This is a genomic window from Micromonospora sp. WMMC415, from assembly GCF_009707425.1.
In the GTDB taxonomy this organism is placed as follows: domain Bacteria; phylum Actinomycetota; class Actinomycetes; order Mycobacteriales; family Micromonosporaceae; genus Micromonospora.
Map to the genome: position 1 here is coordinate 4,232,666 of NZ_CP046104.1, position 17,685 is coordinate 4,250,350.

16 protein-coding genes are annotated in these 17,685 nt (G+C 74.3%); 8 read left to right on the forward strand and 8 right to left on the reverse strand.

Translation table 11 applies throughout. From position 1 onward, the window contains the following. Positions 1-22: 22 nt before the first annotated feature. A complete protein-coding gene (locus GKC29_RS19900) occupies positions 23-439 on the reverse strand; it encodes a MerR family transcriptional regulator (RefSeq protein WP_155332251.1) in 417 nt (138 codons plus the stop codon). Positions 440-512: 73 nt separating this feature from the next. On the opposite strand from GKC29_RS19900, the gene GKC29_RS19905 reads away from it, so the two are divergent. After that, on the forward strand, positions 513-1,565 hold the full coding sequence (locus GKC29_RS19905) for an aldo/keto reductase (protein WP_155334255.1): 1,053 nt from the start codon (positions 513-515) through the stop codon (positions 1,563-1,565). Positions 1,566-1,608: 43 nt separating this feature from the next. On the opposite strand, the gene GKC29_RS19910 is transcribed toward GKC29_RS19905, so the two are convergent. Then, entirely contained in the window at positions 1,609-2,751 is a 1,143-nt protein-coding gene (locus tag GKC29_RS19910; protein WP_155332252.1) for an acyl-CoA dehydrogenase family protein, read from the reverse strand. A gap of 101 nt (positions 2,752-2,852) precedes the next feature. On the opposite strand from GKC29_RS19910, the gene GKC29_RS19915 reads away from it, so the two are divergent. Beyond that, on the forward strand, positions 2,853-3,962 hold the full coding sequence (locus GKC29_RS19915) for an RNA-guided endonuclease TnpB family protein (RefSeq protein ID WP_155332253.1): 1,110 nt from the start codon (positions 2,853-2,855) through the stop codon (positions 3,960-3,962). A 119-nt stretch (positions 3,963-4,081) separates the two neighbouring features. On the opposite strand, the gene GKC29_RS19920 is transcribed toward GKC29_RS19915, so the two are convergent. Together GKC29_RS19920 and GKC29_RS19925 are read right to left on the reverse strand one after the other, a co-directional pair. Beyond that, the gene (locus GKC29_RS19920) at positions 4,082-5,197 is read right to left on the reverse strand and encodes a Xaa-Pro peptidase family protein (RefSeq protein ID WP_155332254.1); all 1,116 of its coding nucleotides are present in this window, start codon (positions 5,195-5,197) and stop codon (positions 4,082-4,084) included. A 60-nt stretch (positions 5,198-5,257) separates the two neighbouring features. Continuing rightward, positions 5,258-5,641: a VOC family protein gene (locus GKC29_RS19925; RefSeq protein ID WP_155332255.1), complete on the reverse strand. Its 384-nt coding sequence runs from the start codon at positions 5,639-5,641 to the stop codon at positions 5,258-5,260. Positions 5,642-5,792: 151 nt separating this feature from the next. Here GKC29_RS19925 and GKC29_RS19930 point away from each other — a divergent pair, with 151 nt between their 5' ends. Beyond that, positions 5,793-6,008 carry a hypothetical protein gene (locus GKC29_RS19930; RefSeq protein ID WP_155332256.1) on the forward strand — a complete coding sequence of 72 codons (216 nt, stop codon included), beginning with the start codon at positions 5,793-5,795 and terminating at the stop codon, positions 6,006-6,008. 58 nt (positions 6,009-6,066) lie between these two features. Beyond that, positions 6,067-6,984 carry a 5'-3' exonuclease gene (locus GKC29_RS19935; RefSeq protein WP_155332257.1) on the forward strand — a complete coding sequence of 306 codons (918 nt, stop codon included), beginning with the start codon at positions 6,067-6,069 and terminating at the stop codon, positions 6,982-6,984. Positions 6,985-7,073: 89 nt separating this feature from the next. Here the strand turns inward: GKC29_RS19935 and GKC29_RS19940 are convergent, their stop codons facing one another. Continuing rightward, positions 7,074-7,964 carry an MHYT domain-containing protein gene (locus GKC29_RS19940; RefSeq protein WP_155332258.1) on the reverse strand — a complete coding sequence of 297 codons (891 nt, stop codon included), beginning with the start codon at positions 7,962-7,964 and terminating at the stop codon, positions 7,074-7,076. Between the two features lie 167 nt (positions 7,965-8,131). Further along, on the reverse strand, positions 8,132-10,924 hold the full coding sequence (locus GKC29_RS19945) for an RNA helicase (RefSeq protein ID WP_155332259.1): 2,793 nt from the start codon (positions 10,922-10,924) through the stop codon (positions 8,132-8,134). Positions 10,925-11,012: 88 nt separating this feature from the next. On the opposite strand from GKC29_RS19945, the gene GKC29_RS19950 reads away from it, so the two are divergent. Beyond that, a complete protein-coding gene (locus GKC29_RS19950; protein WP_196255669.1) occupies positions 11,013-11,774 on the forward strand; it encodes an HAD family hydrolase in 762 nt (253 codons plus the stop codon). Between the two features lie 115 nt (positions 11,775-11,889). Here GKC29_RS19950 and GKC29_RS19955 read toward each other — a convergent pair whose 3' ends face one another. Further along, positions 11,890-12,744 carry a LysR family transcriptional regulator gene (locus GKC29_RS19955; RefSeq protein ID WP_155332261.1) on the reverse strand — a complete coding sequence of 285 codons (855 nt, stop codon included), beginning with the start codon at positions 12,742-12,744 and terminating at the stop codon, positions 11,890-11,892. A 69-nt stretch (positions 12,745-12,813) separates the two neighbouring features. On the opposite strand from GKC29_RS19955, the gene GKC29_RS19960 reads away from it, so the two are divergent. Further along, positions 12,814-13,728, forward strand: a complete 915-nt coding sequence (locus GKC29_RS19960; protein ID WP_155332262.1) for a DMT family transporter — start codon at positions 12,814-12,816, stop codon at positions 13,726-13,728. Here the strand turns inward: GKC29_RS19960 and GKC29_RS19965 are convergent. Further along, on the reverse strand, positions 13,691-14,623 hold the full coding sequence (locus GKC29_RS19965; RefSeq protein WP_370463366.1) for a diacylglycerol kinase: 933 nt from the start codon (positions 14,621-14,623) through the stop codon (positions 13,691-13,693). The two genes, GKC29_RS19960 and GKC29_RS19965, sit on opposite strands and share 38 nt — an antisense overlap. Positions 14,624-14,897: 274 nt before the next feature. Here GKC29_RS19965 and lanKC point away from each other — a divergent pair, with 274 nt between their 5' ends. Together lanKC and GKC29_RS19975 are read left to right on the forward strand one after the other, a co-directional pair. Further along, on the forward strand, positions 14,898-17,468 hold the full coding sequence (lanKC, locus tag GKC29_RS19970) for a class III lanthionine synthetase LanKC (RefSeq protein WP_155332264.1): 2,571 nt from the start codon (positions 14,898-14,900) through the stop codon (positions 17,466-17,468). Between the two features lie 38 nt (positions 17,469-17,506). Next, the gene (locus GKC29_RS19975; RefSeq protein WP_013734295.1) at positions 17,507-17,626 is read left to right on the forward strand and encodes a SapB/AmfS family lanthipeptide; all 120 of its coding nucleotides are present in this window, start codon (positions 17,507-17,509) and stop codon (positions 17,624-17,626) included. Positions 17,627-17,685 lie beyond the last annotated feature (59 nt).

Sequence of the window (17,685 nt, forward strand, 5' to 3'; positions counted from 1 at the left end):
GCCGTTCGCCCGGCCGCCGCCGTCACCCGGCCTCCCGCTCGTCCGCGGTGGTGGCCACCTGCCGGCCCAGGTGGTCCTCGTACACCCCGATCTTGAAGCGGATGAGGTCCAGGCACCGGTCCAACTGGCTCACCTGCGCGCGGACCCGTTCCTGGTGATCCCGCAGCAGCTCCAGCCGCTCCCCTTCGGTGCCGGTCCCCTGCCGCACCAGGTCCGTGTATCGGCGGATCACCGGCAGCGGCATCCCCGACGCGCGCAGGATCGTGCAGACCGTCAGCCACTCCACGTCGTCCTCGCCGTACACCCGTCGACCAAGGGAACTGCGGCGGATCGGGCTGAGGAACAGGCCCTCCCGCTCGTAGAAGCGCAGCGTGTGCTCGCTCAGCCCGGTACGCCGGGCGACCTGGCCGATGCTCAGGCTCGGGGAGGCGGCGGACATGGCGACGAGCATAGAAGCTGCGGCGAGCTTGACCTAGAGCCGACTCCAGCTTCTACCGTCCGCCGTCATGACCATGCGATACCGACCGCTCGGTGGCACCGGCATCAAGGTGAGCGTGCACTGCCTCGGAACGATGATGTTCGGCGCCGTCGGAAACCCCGACCATGCCGACTGTGCCGCGATCATCCACGCCGCCCTCGACCAGGGCGTCAACTTCGTGGACACCGCCGACATGTACTCCGCCGGCGAGTCCGAGGAGATCGTCGGCACCGCGTTGAAGGGCCGGCGCGACGACGTGGTGCTCGCCACCAAGGTGCACTTCCCGATGGGTGAAGGCGTCAACCGGGGTGGCAACTCCCGGCGGTGGATCATGCAGGCCGTCGAGGAGAGCCTGCGGCGTCTGCGGACCGACTGGATCGACCTGTATCAGGTCCATCGACCAGACCCGACGACGGATGTCGAGGAGACGCTGTCCGCGCTCACCGACCTCGTCCGCCAGGGCAAGATCCGCGCCTTCGGCTGCTCGACCTTCCCCGCCGAGGAGATCGTCGAGTCGCACCACGTCGCCGAGCGTCGCGCGCTCCACCGGTTCCGCACCGAGCAACCGCCGTACTCGATCCTGGCCCGGGGCATCGAGGCCGACGTGCTGCCGGTGTGCCAGCGGTACGGCATGGGCGTCCTCGTCTGGAGTCCCCTGGCCTTCGGCTTCCTCACCGGCCGGCACCGCCGGGACCAGGCGGTCGATCTTTCGTCCGGGCGTCCCGCGCTGCGGCCGGCTCAGTTCGACCCGTCGAATCCGCAGAACGCCGCGAAGTTCGACGCGGTGGAGCAACTCGTCGAGCTGGCTGACGACATCGGCTGCACGCTGCCGCAGCTCGCCGTCGCCTTCACCGTCGCCCACCCGGGCGTCACCTCGGCCATCCTCGGGCCGCGAACCCGCCGGCAACTCGACGACCTGCTGGCCGGGGCGTCACTCCGGCTGGACGACGCCGTCCTGGACCGCATCGACGAGATCGTGCCCCCGGGCCTGGACCTGTACCGCCCGAACGCCGCCTTCCCCCGGCCCGCGGTGGCCGATCCCACGCTCCGCCGCCGACCCATGGAGCAGCGGAGCGCCGCCGCCTAGGGCGAACCCGGGGGTCGGCAGGCCGCCGGCCCCCGGGTTTCCGTCAGCCCTTCGCCAGGGCGCGGGAGATCACCAGGCGCTGGATCTGGTTGGTGCCCTCGACGATCTGGAGCACCTTCGCCTCGCGCATGTACCGCTCGACCGGATGGTCGCTGACGTAGCCGGCGCCGCCGAGCACCTGCACCGCGTCGGTGGTCACCCGCATCGCCACGTCCGTGGCGAACAGCTTCGCCTTGGCCGCCTCGATCGAGTACGGCCGGCCGGCGTCGCGCAGCCGCGCCGCGGCCAGCATCAGCGCCCGCGCGGCCGAGATCTGGGTGGCGTGGTCGGCGAGCGTGAAGCCCAGCCCCTGGAAGTCGATGATCGCCCGGCCGAACTGGTGCCGCTCCTTCGCGTACCCGACCGCGTAGTCCAGCGCCGCCTGGGCGAGACCGACCGCGCACGCCGCGATGCCGAGCCGGCCCGAGTCCAGCGCGGACATGGCGATGGTGAAGCCCGCCCCCTCCCCGCCGAGCAGCCGGTCGGCGGGCACCCGCGCGTCGTCGAAGGCGATCTGCGCCACCGGCGAGGCGTGCAGGCCCATCGTCCGCTCCGCCGCCTGCGGGTGGATGCCGGGCGTGGCCCGGTCGGCGAGCAGGCAGGAGATGCCCTTCGGCCCGGGACCGCCGGTGCGGCAGAAGATGTTGTAGAAGTCGGCGACGCGGGCGTGCGTGATCCACGCCTTGGTGCCGGTGACGACGTACGCGTCGCCGTCGCGCACGGCCTTCGTGGTCAGGGCGGCGGCGTCCGACCCGCCCTGCGGCTCCGACAGGCAGTACGCGCCCAGCAGCTCCCCGCCGATCATGTCGGGCAGCAGCTTGCGCTGCTCGTCGGTGCCGAACTGGGCGAGGGGGTAGCAGGACAGGGTGTGCACGCTGACCGCCTCGGCGACCGCGAGCCACCGGCTGGCCAGGATCTCGAGCACCTGGAGGTACACCTCGTACGGCTGGGCGGCGCCGCCGTACTCCTCCGGGTAGGGCAGGCCCAGCAGGCCGGCCCGGCCGAGGGTGCGCAGCACCTCCCGGGGGAACTCGGCGCGCTCCTCGAAGCCGGCGGCCCTGGGGGCGAGTTCCCGGTCGGCGAGTTCGGTGGCGAGGTCCAGCAGGTCGTGGGCCTCGTCGGTGGGGAGGATCCGGTCGACAGTCATCGGGGGCGCGGCGTGGATCCCCTCGCCTTGAGGCGCGGGAGGAAACGCCGCTCCCTCCCTTCAGTGATCGTTCTGTATGGACGATTGTTAGAATGTGAGGTGTGGGTGAGGTGGTGAAGCGGGCATACAAGTACCGCTTCTATCCCTCGCCGGAGCAGGCCGAACAGCTGATCCGGACGTTCGGCTGTGTGCGCTTGGTGTACAACCGGGCGTTGGAGGCGCGCACCCGGGCGTGGACGGTAGACCGGCAGCGCACCACATACGTGCACACGTCGGCGTGGCTGACCGAGTGGAAACGCACCGACGATCTGGCCTTCCTCAACGAGGTCAGCTCCGTTCCGTTGCAACAGGCGTTGCGGCACCTGCAAACCGGGTTCGTGGCGTTCTGGGAGAAGCGGGCGCGGTATCCGCGGTTCAAGTCCAAACGCAAGTCCCGGGCGTCGGCCGAGTACACCCGCTCGGCGTTCCGCTGGCGGGACGGGCACCTCACCCTCGCCAAGATGGCCCTGCCACTGGACATCGTGTGGTCCCGGCCCCTGCCCGAAGGGGCGCAGCCGTCCACAGTCACCGTGTCCCGCGACTCCGCCGGCCGCTGGTTCGTGTCCATCCTGGTCGAGACCACCGTCGAACACCTGCCTGTCACGGATGTCGCGGTCGGGATGGACGCGGGCCTCACCAGCCTGGTAACCCTCTCCACCGGCGAGAAGATCGCCAACCCGCGGCACGAACGCGCCGACCGATGCAAGCTGACCAAGGCGCAGCGGGCGCTGGCCCGCAAGCAGAAGGGCTCCGCGAACCGGGCCAAAGCCCGCCTCAAGGTCGCCCGCATCAACGCCCGTATCGTCGATCGGCGACGGGATCAGCTGCACAAGCTGAGCACTCGACTCGTCCGCGAGAACCAAACGGTCGTGATCGAAGACCTCAGCGTGCGCAACATGATGCGCAACCACAGCCTGGCCCGCGCCATCTCCGACGCGGGATGGTCGCAGTTGCGAAGCATGCTGGAGTACAAAGCTGCCTGGTACGGGCGGACGCTGATCGCCGTCGACCGGTGGCTGCCCTCGTCCAAGACCTGCTCGGCATGCGGACGGATCAACACCACCCTCACCCTCAGCGTCCGCGCCTGGACGTGCGCCGGCTGCAATGCCGTACACGACCGAGATGTGAACGCCGCCAGGAACATCCTCGCCGCCGGGCTGGCGGAGAGGTAAAACGCCTGTGGAGGGACGGTAAGACCCGGCCCGCGTAAGCGGTGAAGGCACGACCCGGTGAAGCAGGAACCCCCACGGGTGACCGAGGGGATCCCCGCCCTTCAGAGCGGTGGACGATGTCAAAGCGCGGTGAGCTCCGTTGGTGTGGTGTTGAGCCGTTGTACGCCGTCCGTCGTGCAGACGACGATGTCCTCGATACGGGCGCCGTGCCGCCCGGCGAGGTAGATCCCGGGTTCGATCGAGAAGGCCATGCCCGGCTCCAGCGCCCGGCTGTTTCCGGTCACCACGTACGGCTCCTCGTGGCCGTCCAGCCCGATGCCGTGGCCGGTGCGGTGCAGGAACGCGTCGCCGTAGCCGGCGCCGGCGATCAGGTCGCGGGCGGCGGCGTCGACCGCCTCGGCGCTGACCCCGGGGCGTACCGCGGCGACGGCGGCACGCTGGGCGGCGTGCAGCACCGCGTAGTAGTCGGTGAACTCCGCCGGGGCGGGCCCGCCGGCGACGTAGGTGCGGGTGCAGTCCGAGCGGTACCCCGACGGCATCGTGCCGCCGATGTCCACCACCACCGGCTCGCCCGCGCCGACCGGCCGGTCCGAGGTGCCGTGGTGCGGGCTCGCGCCGTTCGGGCCCGCGGCGACGATGACGAAGTCGACGGTGACGTGCCCGGCCGCCCGGATCGCCGCGGCGATGTCGGCGGCCACCTCGCTCTCCGTCCGCCCCGGCCGCAGCCACTCCCCCATCCGCTCGTGCACCGCGTCGATCGCGGCGCCGGCCTCGGCGAGGGCCGCCACCTCGGCCGGGGACTTGCGGATGCGCAGCTCGCGGAGCACCTCGGAGGCGAGCCGCTGGCTCGCGCCCGGGAGCGCGGCGCGCAGCGCCAGGACCTGCTCCGCCCACATCCGGTCGGCCAGGCCGACCGCGGCGACCGGCCCGCCGAGGGCGGCCGTGACGAGGGGGTACGGGTCGGTGCCGTCGGCGTGGTCGACGATGTGGACGCCGGTGGCCGGTGCCGGGGACGCCTCGGCGGCGGGGCGTTCCAGGGTGGGCACGATCAGGGTCGGCTCCCCCTCGGCGGGCAGCACCAGCAGGGTCAGCCGCTCACCGGCGTGCGCGTCGTAGCCGGTCAGGTAGCGCAGGTCCGACCCGGGGCTGAGCAGCAGCGCGTCCAGGCCGGCGGCGGCGGTGGCGCGCTGCGCGGCGGCCAGCCGGGCCGGCGGGTACAGCTCGTCGATTCCCACCCGCTCAGCTTAACGCTCGTTCGGCTCAGCCCGGCCGCGGCCGGGCGGGTCGGCGCGGGATCACGACATCAGCCACAGGCAGAACGGATGACCGTCCGGATCCAGGCAGACCCGGACGTCGTCCTGCGGCTGCCACGGCGCGACCGTCGCGCCGCAGGCGACCGCGTGGGCCTGCGCCGCCGCCAGGTCGTCGACCCCGATCTCCAGGTGCGCCATCATCTGCTGCCGGCCCGCCTCGGCCGGCCAGGTCGGCGGCACGTAGCGGCGCTCCCGCTGGAACGAGAGGCCCACCCCGCCGTCGGGGGCACGGAGGACCACGTCGTCCGCCTCCTCGACGGCGGTCTCCCAACCGAGCAGCCGGGCGTAGAACCGGGCGAGCGCCGCCGGATCGGGCGTGTCCAGGTTGACCGTGGTCAATCGCAGGCGGGGACGCGGCGCACTCACCCGGCCGATTCTGCCCGTCCGCAGCGGGTGCCGCAGCCCCACCGACGGCGGTGGCCGGCCGGCGCGGCGACCTTGGCGCGTTCCGGCACGCCGGTGCCGGGGCGCCGATAGCCTCGGGACAGACCGTGACCGGACGAAGGGAGTGACGACCGTGGCAGGCAGCGACCGCGCCGAGACGCGCCGGCGGCGGCTGCTCTGGTCCGGTGTCCTCGCCCTCGCCGGTCTGGTGCTGCTCGTCATCGGGCTCACCATCGCCGACGGCGTCGCCGCCTGGGTCGAGGTGGTGGTGGCCCTCCTGCTGCTGCTGGCCAGTTACGGGGTGCAGTACGTGGCCCGGCGGGACACCCTCTACCGGGACCGGGGCTGACCCGCCACCGACGCCGGCGTCCGCCCGGACGTCGGTGCGGTGTGCCACGCTGTCGGGCGTGACAGCCCCGATCATGCTCGTCGACTCGCCCAGCCTCTACTTCCGGGCGTACTTCGGCATTCCCGAGTCCGCCGCGACCACCGCCGACGGCCAGCCGGTCAACGCCGTGCGCGGTTTCCTGGACATGCTGGCGTCCCTGATCCGCACCCGGCGGCCAGGCCGGATGGTCTGCGCGATGGACCACGACTGGCGACCCGACTGGCGGGTGGCGCTGCTGCCGTCGTACAAGGCGCACCGGGTCGCGCCGGAGGGCGGCGAGGTGGTGCCCGACACCCTCACCCCGCAGGTGCCGGTGATCCTCGACGTGCTCGACGCCCTGGGCATCACCACCGTCGGCGCCGCCGGGTACGAGGCCGACGACGTGCTCGGCACGTTGTCGGTCACCCAGCCCGGCCCGGTCGAGGTGGTCTCCGGCGACCGGGATCTGTTCCAGCTGGTCGACGACGCCCGGGGTGTCCGGCTGCTCTACGTCGGGCGGGGCGTGGCCAAACTGGAGGACTGCGACGACACCGCCGTGCGCTCCCGTTACGGGGTGCCCGCCGCCCGGTACGCCGACTTCGCCGCCCTGCGCGGCGACCCCAGCGACGGGCTGCCCGGCGTGCCGGGCGTCGGGGAGAAGACCGCCGCCCGCCTCGTCGACCGGTACGGCGACATCGACGGCATCCTCGCCGCCCTGGCCGACCCCGGCTCCGGCTTCGCGCCGGGGCTGCGGACGAAGCTCGCCGCCGCCCGGGACTACCTGGCCGTCGCCCCGAAGGTGGTCCGGGTGGCCCTCGACGTGCCGCTGCCCGACCTGCCCACCGACCTGCCGTCCGCGCCGGCCGATCCGCAGCGACTGCTCGAGCTCGCCGAGCGGTGGAATCTGGCCGGTTCCGCCCGCCGGCTGGTCGACGCCCTCGCCACCCGCACCGGCTGACCGGGCCGGGCCCCGGGTCGCCGGTCGCGCCGGGCCGCCGATGTGCCGGTGCGCCGGCCTGTCGACGGGCCGGCGCGTCGACCAGGCGGTCAGCGCGGGCCGCGGTCCCGGCGGGACGGGAACGGGGTGCCCGGCCGGGCCAGCGTGGAGCGCGCCCGTAGGCCCACCGGGTCGGGCGTCACCGTCGACTCCGCTCCGACCGGCTCCGCCCGCGGCGCCCGGCGGGCGTCCAGGTACGCGGTCGCCGCCCGGTCCTCGTCGGTCGGGGCGGCGAGCAGCGCGTACACCAGGCCGACCACCACGAGGACCACGGCCAGGACGATCGGCACCAGCAGCGTCCCCACCTCCGCGCCGGCGACCTCGCGCTGGGTGTCGTGCAGGTGCACGGAGAGGGCGCTCATCCCGGTGAAGTGCATGCCGTTCACGGCGGCGCCCATGACCAGCGCGGAGGCGATGAGCGCCAGGGTGCGACGCACCGTCACGGCCAGCCACAGCGCGACGGTCGCCGCGACGACAGCGATGACGACCGAGGCCACGACACGCGGCTGGTCGTAGCCGAGCCGGCCGTTGAGCCGCATCGCCGCCATGCCGGTGTAGTGCATCGCCGCGACACCCGCGCCGGTGAACAGGCCGCCGGCGAGGATCCGTGGCGCGGACGCCCGCCCGGTGCCGGCGATGGCCAGGCCGATGCCGACGGCCACCACGGCGAAGGCGGCGCTCGCCGCGGTGATCGGCACGTCGTACCGGATCCGGGTGCCCTCGACCGCGAAGCCGAGCATGGCCATGAAATGCATCGTCCAGATCGCCGTGCCGCCGAGGGCGAAGGCGGAGAGCGTGCCCCACCAGGCCCGCTGGCCCACGGTGGCCGCCGTCCGGATACGACCGGCGCAGACGAGGCCGAGGAACGAGCCCAGCACGGACAGCGCGTAACTCAGGGCGGGTGTGATCCACCCGTACTCGAAGTGGTTGATCTCCGCCACGCCCGTCGCCCCCCAGACCGGATACCGGCGCGTAACTTAGCGCCTCCGGCCATGATCGGGGACCGTCCCCACCAGCCGCAACATCGATGACGGGACACTTCGCGCGGTGCCGCCGCAGTGACGCAGCGATGCGTCGATTGCCAGCAGGCAACCACGGGGCGTGACGGTCAGGCCCTGGCGTGGTAGGCCAGCACACCCCGGTTGACGGCGGCGATGGCCTGCCGGGCGGTGGACCGTACCTCCGCCGACGCGCCACCGGAGTCGGCGAGCTGGCCGAGCAGGTCCACCACCTGCCGGGCCCAGCGGACGAAGTCGCCGGCCGGCATCTCGCCGTCGATCTCGTGCCCGCTGGCGAGCACCTTCGCCAGGGCCTCGCCCCGCGCCCACCGGTAGATCGGCCAGGCGAAGCCCAGGTCGGGTTCCCGCGTCACGGCCAGGCCCCGGGCCGCCTCGTCGGCCTCGATCTCGCTCCACAGCTTGAGCGTCGCGTCGACCGCCTCGGCCACCGCGCCCCGGGGCAACGACGCCCGCTCGTCGACGTCGCGGCGGGCCTCGAAGACCACCACCGACACCGCAGCCGCCAGCTCGGCCGGACTGAGCCCGTCCCAGACGCCCCGGCGCAGGCACTCGGCCACCAGCAGGTCGGCCTCCGTCCAGATCCGGCCCAGCATCCGGCCCGCGTCGGTGACCGTCCCGTCGGGGGCGAGGTACCCGCGGGCGGTGAGCAGCGCGACGATCCGGTCGAACGTGCGGGCGAGTGAACCGGTCCGACCGGCCACCCGCTGCCGAAGCTCCTCGGTGTCCTTCTCGAGCCGCCGGCGGCGCTCCGCCCAGCGGGCGTGCTCCTCCCGGTCGGGACAGGCGTGGCAGGGGTGCCGCCGCAGCTCGGCGCGGAGCTGGGTGAGGCGGTCGTCGTCCCCCGTGGCCTGCCGGGACCGGCCGCCCCGGCGGCCGGCGTGCCGATCCAGGCCGGTGCCGCTGACCTCGGCGGCCAGGTCCCGCCGCGCGGCCGGCGAGCGGTGGTTGAAGTGCTTCGGGACGCGGATGCGGGCCAGCACCTCGGCCGGGGTGGTGAAGTCGCCCGGGCTGACCCGGCCGGCCCACCGGTCCTGGGTGAGCACCAGCGGGCGCGGCTCGCCGAAGCCGCCGGTCGCCGGGTCCAGCACCACCGCGAGGCCGGCCCGCCGGCCCGACGGCACCCGGATCACGTCGCCGACCCGCAGCCGCTCCAGCGACGCGACCGCCGCCGCCTTGCGCTGGGTCTGCCCCTGCCGCGCGAGGGCGCGCTCCCGGTCGGCGATCGCCACGCGCAACGCGAAGTACTCGTCGAAGTCGCCGTGGTGGCAGGCCGCCTCCGCGCCGTACGCCTCGATGGTCTCGGTGTTGCGCTGCACCTGCCGCGCCAGGCCGACCACCGACCGGTCCGCCTGGAACTGGGCGAAGCTCGACTCGAGCAGCGCCCGCGCCGGCTCCGCGCCGACCGTCCCGACCAGGTTGACCGCCATGTTGTACGACGGCCGGAAGCTGGACCGCAGCGGGTACGTGCGGGTCGACGCCAGACCGGCCACGTGCCGGGGGTCGGTCTCCGGGGACCACACCACGACGGCGTGCCCCTCCACGTCGATACCGCGACGGCCGGCACGGCCGGTGAGCTGCGTGTACTCCCCCGGCGTGAGGTCGACGTGCGCCTCGCCGTTGTACTTCACCAGCCGCTCCAGGACCACGCACCGGGCCGGCATGTTGATGCCCAGCGCGAGTGTCTCGGTGGCGAACACCGCCTTCACCAGGCCACGGACGAACAGCTCCTCGACGACCTCCTTGAACGCGGGCAGCATGCCGGCGTGGTGCGCCGCGAGGCCCCGCTCCAGCCCGTCGAGCCACTCCCAGTAGCCGAGCACCGACAGGTCCTCGCCGGGGATCGCGGTGACCCGGCTCTCGACCACCCGCCGGATCTCCGCCCGCTCCTCCGGGTTGGTGAGCCGCAGCCCGGCGGCGAGGCACTGCTGCACGGCGGCGTCACAGCCGGCCCGGCTGAAGATGAACAGGATGGCCGGGAGCAGGCCCTCCCGGTCGAGGCGGTCGACGATGTCCGGGCGCAGCGGCCCCCGCCAGCGCGGCCCGCGGCGACCCCCGCCCGGCCCGGCACTGCGCCCCTCGCCGAGCTCGAGCCGGCGCACCGTGTCCCGGGTGTAGCGCAGCAGTTCCGGGTGCACGTCGTGCTTGCGGGCGGCGTCGGCGTCGTGGAACAGGTCGAACATCCGCTTGCCGACCAGCATGTGCTGCCACAGCGGCACCGGCCGGTGCTCGCTGACCACGACCGCCGTCTCACCGCGTACGGTCACCAGCCAGTCGGCGAACTCCTCGGCGTTGGACACCGTCGCCGACAGCGAGACCAGGGTGACCGAGGCGGGCAGGTGGATGATCACCTCTTCCCACACGCCGCCACGGAACCGGTCGGCGAGGTAGTGCACCTCGTCCATCACCACGTACGCCAGGCCCTCGAGGGTGGTCGAGCCGGCGTAGAGCATGTTGCGCAGGACCTCGGTGGTCATCACCACCACGGGCGCGTCGCCGTTGATGGCGTTGTCGCCGGTGAGCAGCCCGACCTGCTCGGCGCCGTAGCGGTCGACCAGGTCGTGGTACTTCTGGTTCGACAGGGCCTTGATCGGCGTGGTGTAGAAGCACTTCCGCTGGGCGGGACCCTCGGCGCCCCCGCCGGACGCCGCCGGCCCGCCGCGCAGCGCCAGGTGGACGGCGAACTCGCCCACCACGGTCTTGCCGGCGCCGGTGGGCGCGCACACCAGCACGCCGCTGCCGCGCTCCAACGCCTGACACGCCTCCCGTTGGAAGTCGTCGAGGTCGAACCCCAGGTCGAGGGCGAACTCGCCCAGCGCGGGGAACTGGGAGGCCTGCGCGGCCCGGCGGCGCGCCGCGGCGTACCGCTCGGCGGGGCTCGACATGTGACCAAGATTAGTGCGTGCCGTCGCCGGACACCCGACAAGGCCGTCCGGTCCGGGGCCCTCCGGGGCGATGGGTAGGGTGCACGGCGTGCCGGACCGTACCGAACCCGCCCAGACACCCGCCCCGGGCAGCGCCGACGACCGCGCGGCGTCCCGCCGGCCCGTGGACGGGGTGCTCTTCGACTTCCACGGCACCCTCGCCCAGGTGGAGGAGGCCCGCGACTGGGTGACCGCGGCGGCCTCGGCGTGCGGGGTGACGCTGGACCGGGTCCGGGCGACCGCGCTGGCCGACCGGCTGCTCACCGCCGGGCGGGCCGGCGGCCCGCTGCCGGCCCGGGTGCCGCCCGCGCTGGCCGAGCTGTGGGCCGACCGGGACCTGTACCCGCACGCACACCGTGGCGCGTACACCGGTCTCGCGGCGACCGTCGACGCGGGCATCGACGGGCTCGCCGACGCGCTCTACGAGCGGCTGCTGGTGCCCGAGGGCTGGGTGCCGTATCCGGACACCGCACCCACGCTGGCCGCGCTGCGGGCCGCCGGGGTACGGGTGGGCGTGGTCAGCAACATCGGGTTCGACATCCGGCCGCTCTTCGACGCCTGGGACCTCACCGACCTCGTGGACGCGTTCGCCCTGTCGTACGAGGTGGGCCGGTGCAAGCCCGACCCGGGGATCTTCCTGCGGGCGTGCGGGATGCTGGGCGTCGACCCGGAGCGCGCCCTGATGGTCGGCGACACCCCGGCCGACGCCGGCGCGGTGGCCGCCGGCTGCGCGGTGCTGGTGCTCCCGGCCGCCGACGCCGGCCGCCGCAACGGCCTCGGCGCGGTGCTCGACCTGGCCGGCCCCGGCTGAGGCCCGCGCCGGCAGCGGCCGGACCGGAGCCGGGCTGCTGCTCGCGTCGACGTCGGCGGCGGCGCACCGGGCCGCTGGCCCCTGCGGCGGCGTCGCCCGAGGCCCCGGCGGGCGCTCACCCGCCCACGGTCTCCCCGGCGAGCGCCACCAGGTCGGGAACGGCCGGGTGGCCGGGCGGCTCGCGCCAGGCCAGCAGGACGGTCACCTCCGGAGCGTCCGTCAACGGCAGGTAGGCCACCGCCGGGCTGGGGTACATGGCGGCGGTCGCCGAGGTCGTCACCCCCACGGCCCGGCCGGCGCTGATCGCCGCCAGCCAGTCGTCGGTGTTGGCGACCTGGACCACGGCGGTGGGAGCGTGGCCGGCGGGCCACAGGTCCAGCGTGGTGGTGCCGGTCTCGACGTTCACCGCGATCGGCTGGTCCACCAGGTCGGCCAGGGTCAGGCTGGCCCGCCCGGCCAGCGGGCTGTCCGCGGGCACGGTGGCGAGCCGCGGTTCGGAGAGCAGCCGCAGCGCCCGCACACCGGGCAGGTCGACCGGCTGCCGCAGCACGGCGACGTCGACCCGGCCCTGGGCCAGGCCGGCGCTGCGCTCGTCGATGCGCAGCAGCTCCAGCGGTGTCTCCGGGTGCGCGGTCCGCCACCGGCGCAGCAGGGCGACGGTGTGCTCGCCCAGCGCCGACCAGGCGTGCCCGAGCCGGACCGGCCGGCCGCCGACGTGGAGCGGGTCGAGCACGTCGTCGACGCCCGCCACCGCCGCGGCGGCGCGGTCGCGGTACGCCCGGCCCACGCCCGTGAGCTCCAGGTGGTGGGTGGAGCGGTCGACCAGGCGTACGCCGAGGTGGTTTTCGAGCTGGCGCAGCGTGCGGGACAGCGCGGGCTGGGTGACCCGGAGCCGCACCGCCGCGCGGGTGATGCTGCCCTCCTCGGCGATGGCGAGGAAGGCCCGCAGGTGACGCAGCTCCACGGTCATGACCTGGAAGCATAAGCAGACCCGGACCGGCATTTCCGTACGCCGCCGGCGGCTCCTAGCGTCGGAGGTGTGACCGACACGCTGCTCCCCGACCGGCCGACGCCCGGCCACGTCCCCACCCGGCCGCGCGGCGGCCTCGGCCCGGTGGGACTGGTGCTCGGCGGGGCGCTGTCGGTGCAGTTCGGGTCGGCCGTCGCCGCCCTGCTCTTCCCCCGCTCGGGAGTCGCCGGGGCGGTGACGCTGCGGCTGACCGTGGGCGCCGTGCTGCTGCTGGCGGTGTGCCGGCCCCGACTGCGCGGGCACGGCCGGGGCGACTGGGCGGCGGCCGCCGCGTTCGGTGTGGCGCTGGCCGGCATGAACTCGCTGTTCTACCAGGCCATCGAACGCATCCCACTGGGCCCGGCGGTGACCCTGGAGGTGCTCGGCCCGCTGGCGCTGTCGGTGTTCACCGCCCGCCGTGCGGCCAGCTGGGCCTGCGCGCTGCTCGCCCTCGCCGGGGTGGCGCTGCTCGGCCAGGGCGGCTTCGACCGGCTCGACCCGGTCGGCGCCGCTCTCGCGCTCGGCGCGGGCGCCATGTGGGCGGCCTACATCGTGCTCAGCGCCCGGGTCGGGCGCCGCTTCCCGGGCGCCGACGGCCTGGCCCTGGCGCTGACCGTCGCCGCCCTGCTCACCCTGCCGATCGGGGTGGCCGACGCCGGTGCCGCACTGCTGGACCCGGTGGTGCTGGCGCTGGGCGGGACGGTCGCGCTGCTCTCCTCGGTGGTGCCGTACACCATGGAGCTGTTCGCCCTGCGCCGGCTGCCCACCGCGACCTTCGCCGTGCTGATGAGCCTCGGTCCGGCCATCGCCGCGCTGGCCGGCTGGCTGGTGCTGCGGCAGGCGTTGACCGTCGCCGAGGTGCTGGCGATCGGCCTGGTGATCGCGGCCAGTGTCGGCGCGGTCCGGGTCAGCGCAGCAGCCGCACCGCACCCGGCACCGCGGTGATGGTCACCGGAAGGTCGATCGCCCGCTCGCCGTCGGCGTACGTGGTGATGCCCTCCGCGGCCACCTCCACGGTCCGCGCCCGGTAGCTGCGCACCAGCGGGTGCTCGACGTGTGTGCCCTCGTAGATGCGTGGCTTGACCCGCATGAGGGTGCGCCGGTCGAACCGCCCGCCCACCACGACGTCGAGCAGCCCGTCGGTCGGGTCGGCGGCGGGACAGATCCGCATACCGCCGCCGTACGTGGGGCAGTTGCCGACGGCCACCAGGACGGCGTCGGTCTCGTGGGTCTCCCCGTCCAGGCGCAGCGTGTAGCGGCGGGGCCGCAGCCGGGCCAGTTCCAGCAGGATCGCCAGGTCGTAGCGGCGCGGGCCGCGCGGCCAGCGCATCCGGTTGGCCCGCTCGTTGACGATCGCGTCGAAGCCCGCCGCCAGCACCGCCCCGTACCAGCGGTGGGTGCCGTCGGCGGCGGCGATCCGGGCGAGATCGACCGGGTGGGACCGCCTCTCGCGCACCGCCGCCGCGATCAGGTCGGCCGCCGCGAGCGGGTCGGCCGGGAAGCCGGTGTCGACGGCGAAGTCGTTGCCGGTTCCCGCCGGCACCGCACCGAACGGCACGGACGTACCGGCCACCGCCTGCAGGGCCAGGTGGACGGTGCCGTCGCCGCCGACCGCGACCAGGGCCGACGCCCCCTCCCCCACCGCCTCGTGACAGGCCGCCTGCGCCTGCACCGCGCTGCGCGCGTCCAGCACCCGCACCGGCCGCCCGGCGGCCGCGAGCCGCTCCAGCACCTGGGGCAGCAGCCCCCGGTGGCGTCCCCGGCCGGCGGTGGGGTTGGCGAGGACGGCGACGGGCCCGTCGGCGGCGGATGGGTGATCGGCTGCGGTCACGGCGAGCACCGTACCCGCCGGTGCGGGCCCTCCGCGCCGGCCGGCCGGCCGACCGGGCATCGCCGTACGGGGGTCGCCTGCCGGGCCGGCGCCGCTTCCGGGATCGGTGACTGGCGCGTACGTGCCGCTGTCCCACGCGCATCTGACTTTTGTCACGACCGACCGTGCGGCACGCATCCATCGTCATGACCGATCGCACTGGATCCGCCATTCCCCGAACGGACAGACTCATATCCGCCAGCAGAACCGAGGGATCGGCCGAACAGCGGAGGGAGTGGTCACGGTGGACGATCGTTACGACAGCTACTGCGCCGCCGACCGGCTGTTCTACGACACGCTCGGCAGCGCCGTCGAGCAGCCCACCTTCACCGCGGCCCGACGGCCCGTGCCCGACGGCTGGCGTTCGGAGTCGCTGGACGACTGGCTGATCTACGCCCCGGACGGCGGCACGCTGCCACAGCAGGGCTGGAAGATCCACGTGACGGCGACCCTGACCAACGCCGAGCGCGTGCTCGACACCGTGTGGGACTACTGTGTCCCGCGCGGTCTGTCCTTCAAGTTCCTCCGCGGCCCACGCACCCTGCTGCTGCGCAACTCCAAGTACGCCTCCCGCGCGGCCAGCGGCAAGTTCGTCACCGTCTACCCCCGCGACGACGCGGAGCTGGAACTCGTCTGCAAGGAACTCGACGATCTGCTCGCCGGCGAAACCGGCCCGTACATCCTCAGCGACCTGCGCCACGGCACCGGCCCGGTGTACGTGCGCTACGGCGGCTTCGCCGCCCGATACTGCCACTCCCCCGACGGTCAGGTGGTCCCCGCGATCGAGGACGACACCGGCACGCTCGTCCCCGACCGCCGGGACCCCGTCTTCCACGTGCCGTCCTGGGTGACGCTGCCCGAGTTCCTCGGCCCGCACCTGGCCGCGCGCAACGCCACCAGCACCGACGAGGTGCCGTACCGGATCGAGAAGGTCATCCACTTCTCCAACGGTGGCGGGCTCTACGTCGGCCGTGACCTGCGTACCGACACGCAGGTGGTGCTCAAGGAGGCCCGCCCGCACGCCGGCCTGGACGCCGACGGCACCGACGCGGTCGCCCGACTGGCCCGGGAGGCCGACGCGCTGCGCCGGCTCGCCGACCTGCCACAGGTGCCCCGGGTGCACGACGAGTTCACCCTCGGGGAGCACCGGTTCCTCGCCCTGGAGTTCATCGAGGGCCGCCCGCTGAACAAGGTCCTGGTCGACCGGTACCCGCTGATCGACGCCGACGCCACGGACGCCGACCGCGCCGACTACACCCGGTGGGCGCTGGACGTCCACCGGCAGGTCGAGGAGGTGCTCCGGGCCATCCACGAGCGCGGCCTCGTCTACGGCGACCTGCACCTGTTCAACGTCATGGTCCGCCCGGACGACCGGATCGCGCTGGTCGACTTCGAGGTCGCCGCCCCGATCGACGGGCACCGCCGGCCGGGCCTGCGCAACCAGGGCTTCGCCGCACCCCGGGACCGGACCGGACCGGCCGTCGACCGGTACGCCCTGGCCTGCCTGCACCTGGCGTTGTTCCTGCCGCTGACCCAACTCGTCCGCCTGGCGCCCGGCAAGGCAGCGCACCTCGCCGACGTCATCGCCGCGCACTTCCCGGTGCCGAAGGACCGCCTCGACGCCGCGGTCGCGGAGATCCTCGGCGGGCCCACCGCCGCCACCGACGACGCACCGGACCTCACCGTCGGCGTCGAGGCGCCCCACCGGCACCGGCTCGCCCGGGCGGTCCTCGCCAGCGCGACACCGGACCGCGACGACCGACTCTTCCCCGGCGACATCGAGCAGTTCCGCAGCGGCGGCCTCAACCTGGCGCATGGCGCGGCCGGGGTCCTCTACGCGCTGCACGTCAGCGGCGCCGGACGCCGGCCGGACCACGAGCGATGGCTGGTCCGCCGGGCCACGGCTCCCGCGCCCGGCACCCGGTGCGGCTTCTACGACGGGCTGCACGGCGTCGCGTACGCCCTGGAACTGCTCGGCCGCCGGCAGGACGCCCTCGACGTGCTCGACATCTGCCTCCGCGAGCCGCTGACCGGCCTCGACCACAGCCTCGCGAGCGGCCTGTCCGGGATCGCGCTCAACCTCGCCGAACTGGCCGGCCGCACCGGCGAGCCGGCGCTGCGCGACGCGGCCTGGCAGGCCGCCGAGCGGGTCGTCGACCGGCTCGCCGACGATCCCGGGCCGGACGTCAGCGGCGGGCGGCACCCGTACGCCGGGCTGCTGCGCGGCCGGACCGGGCCGGCGCTGCTGATGGTGCGGCTCCACGAGCTGACCGGCGACCCGGCCCTGCTGGACCACGCCGCGACCGCCCTACGCCAGGACCTGCGCCGCTGCGTGGTCCGGCCGGACGGCGCGCTGGAGGTCAACGAGGGCTGGCGAACCATGCCCTACCTCGGGCAGGGCAGCGTCGGCATCGGGCTCGTGCTCGACCAGTTCCTGCGGCACCGCGCCGACGAGCGGTTCGCCGAGGCGAGCGCCGGCGTGCGCCGCGCCGCCCGGTCCCCGTTCTACGCGCAGTCGGGCCTCTTCGCCGGCCGAGCCGGCATCCTCGCCTACCTCGCGGCGTACCCCGACGATCCGCAGCGGCGGCGCGAGACGGACGCCCAGGTGGAGCGGCTCGCGTGGCACGCCCTGCCCTTCCGGGACGGCACCGCGTTCCCCGGCGAGCAGTTGCTGCGCCTGTCCATGGACCTCGGCACCGGCACGGCCGGCGTGCTGCTGGCGCTGGCCACCGCGCGGCGCGACGCACCGGCGGCCCTGCCGTTCCTCACGCCCCTGGCGGGCGTGCCCCAGACCCCCTCGTCACCACGAGGGTGACCGACCCGACCGACCAGCACGGAAGGAGGTGACACGACATGGCGCTCCTCGACCTCCAGGGCCTGGAGATGGCCCCCGCCGACCGCACCGGTGGCGGTAGCCGGGCGAGCCTGCTGCTCTGCGGCGACAGCTCGCTGTCCGTCACGACCTGCAACTGACCAGGTCGACACGCGAGGCCCTGGACGGGTAGACGTACCCGTCCAGGGCCGCACGTACG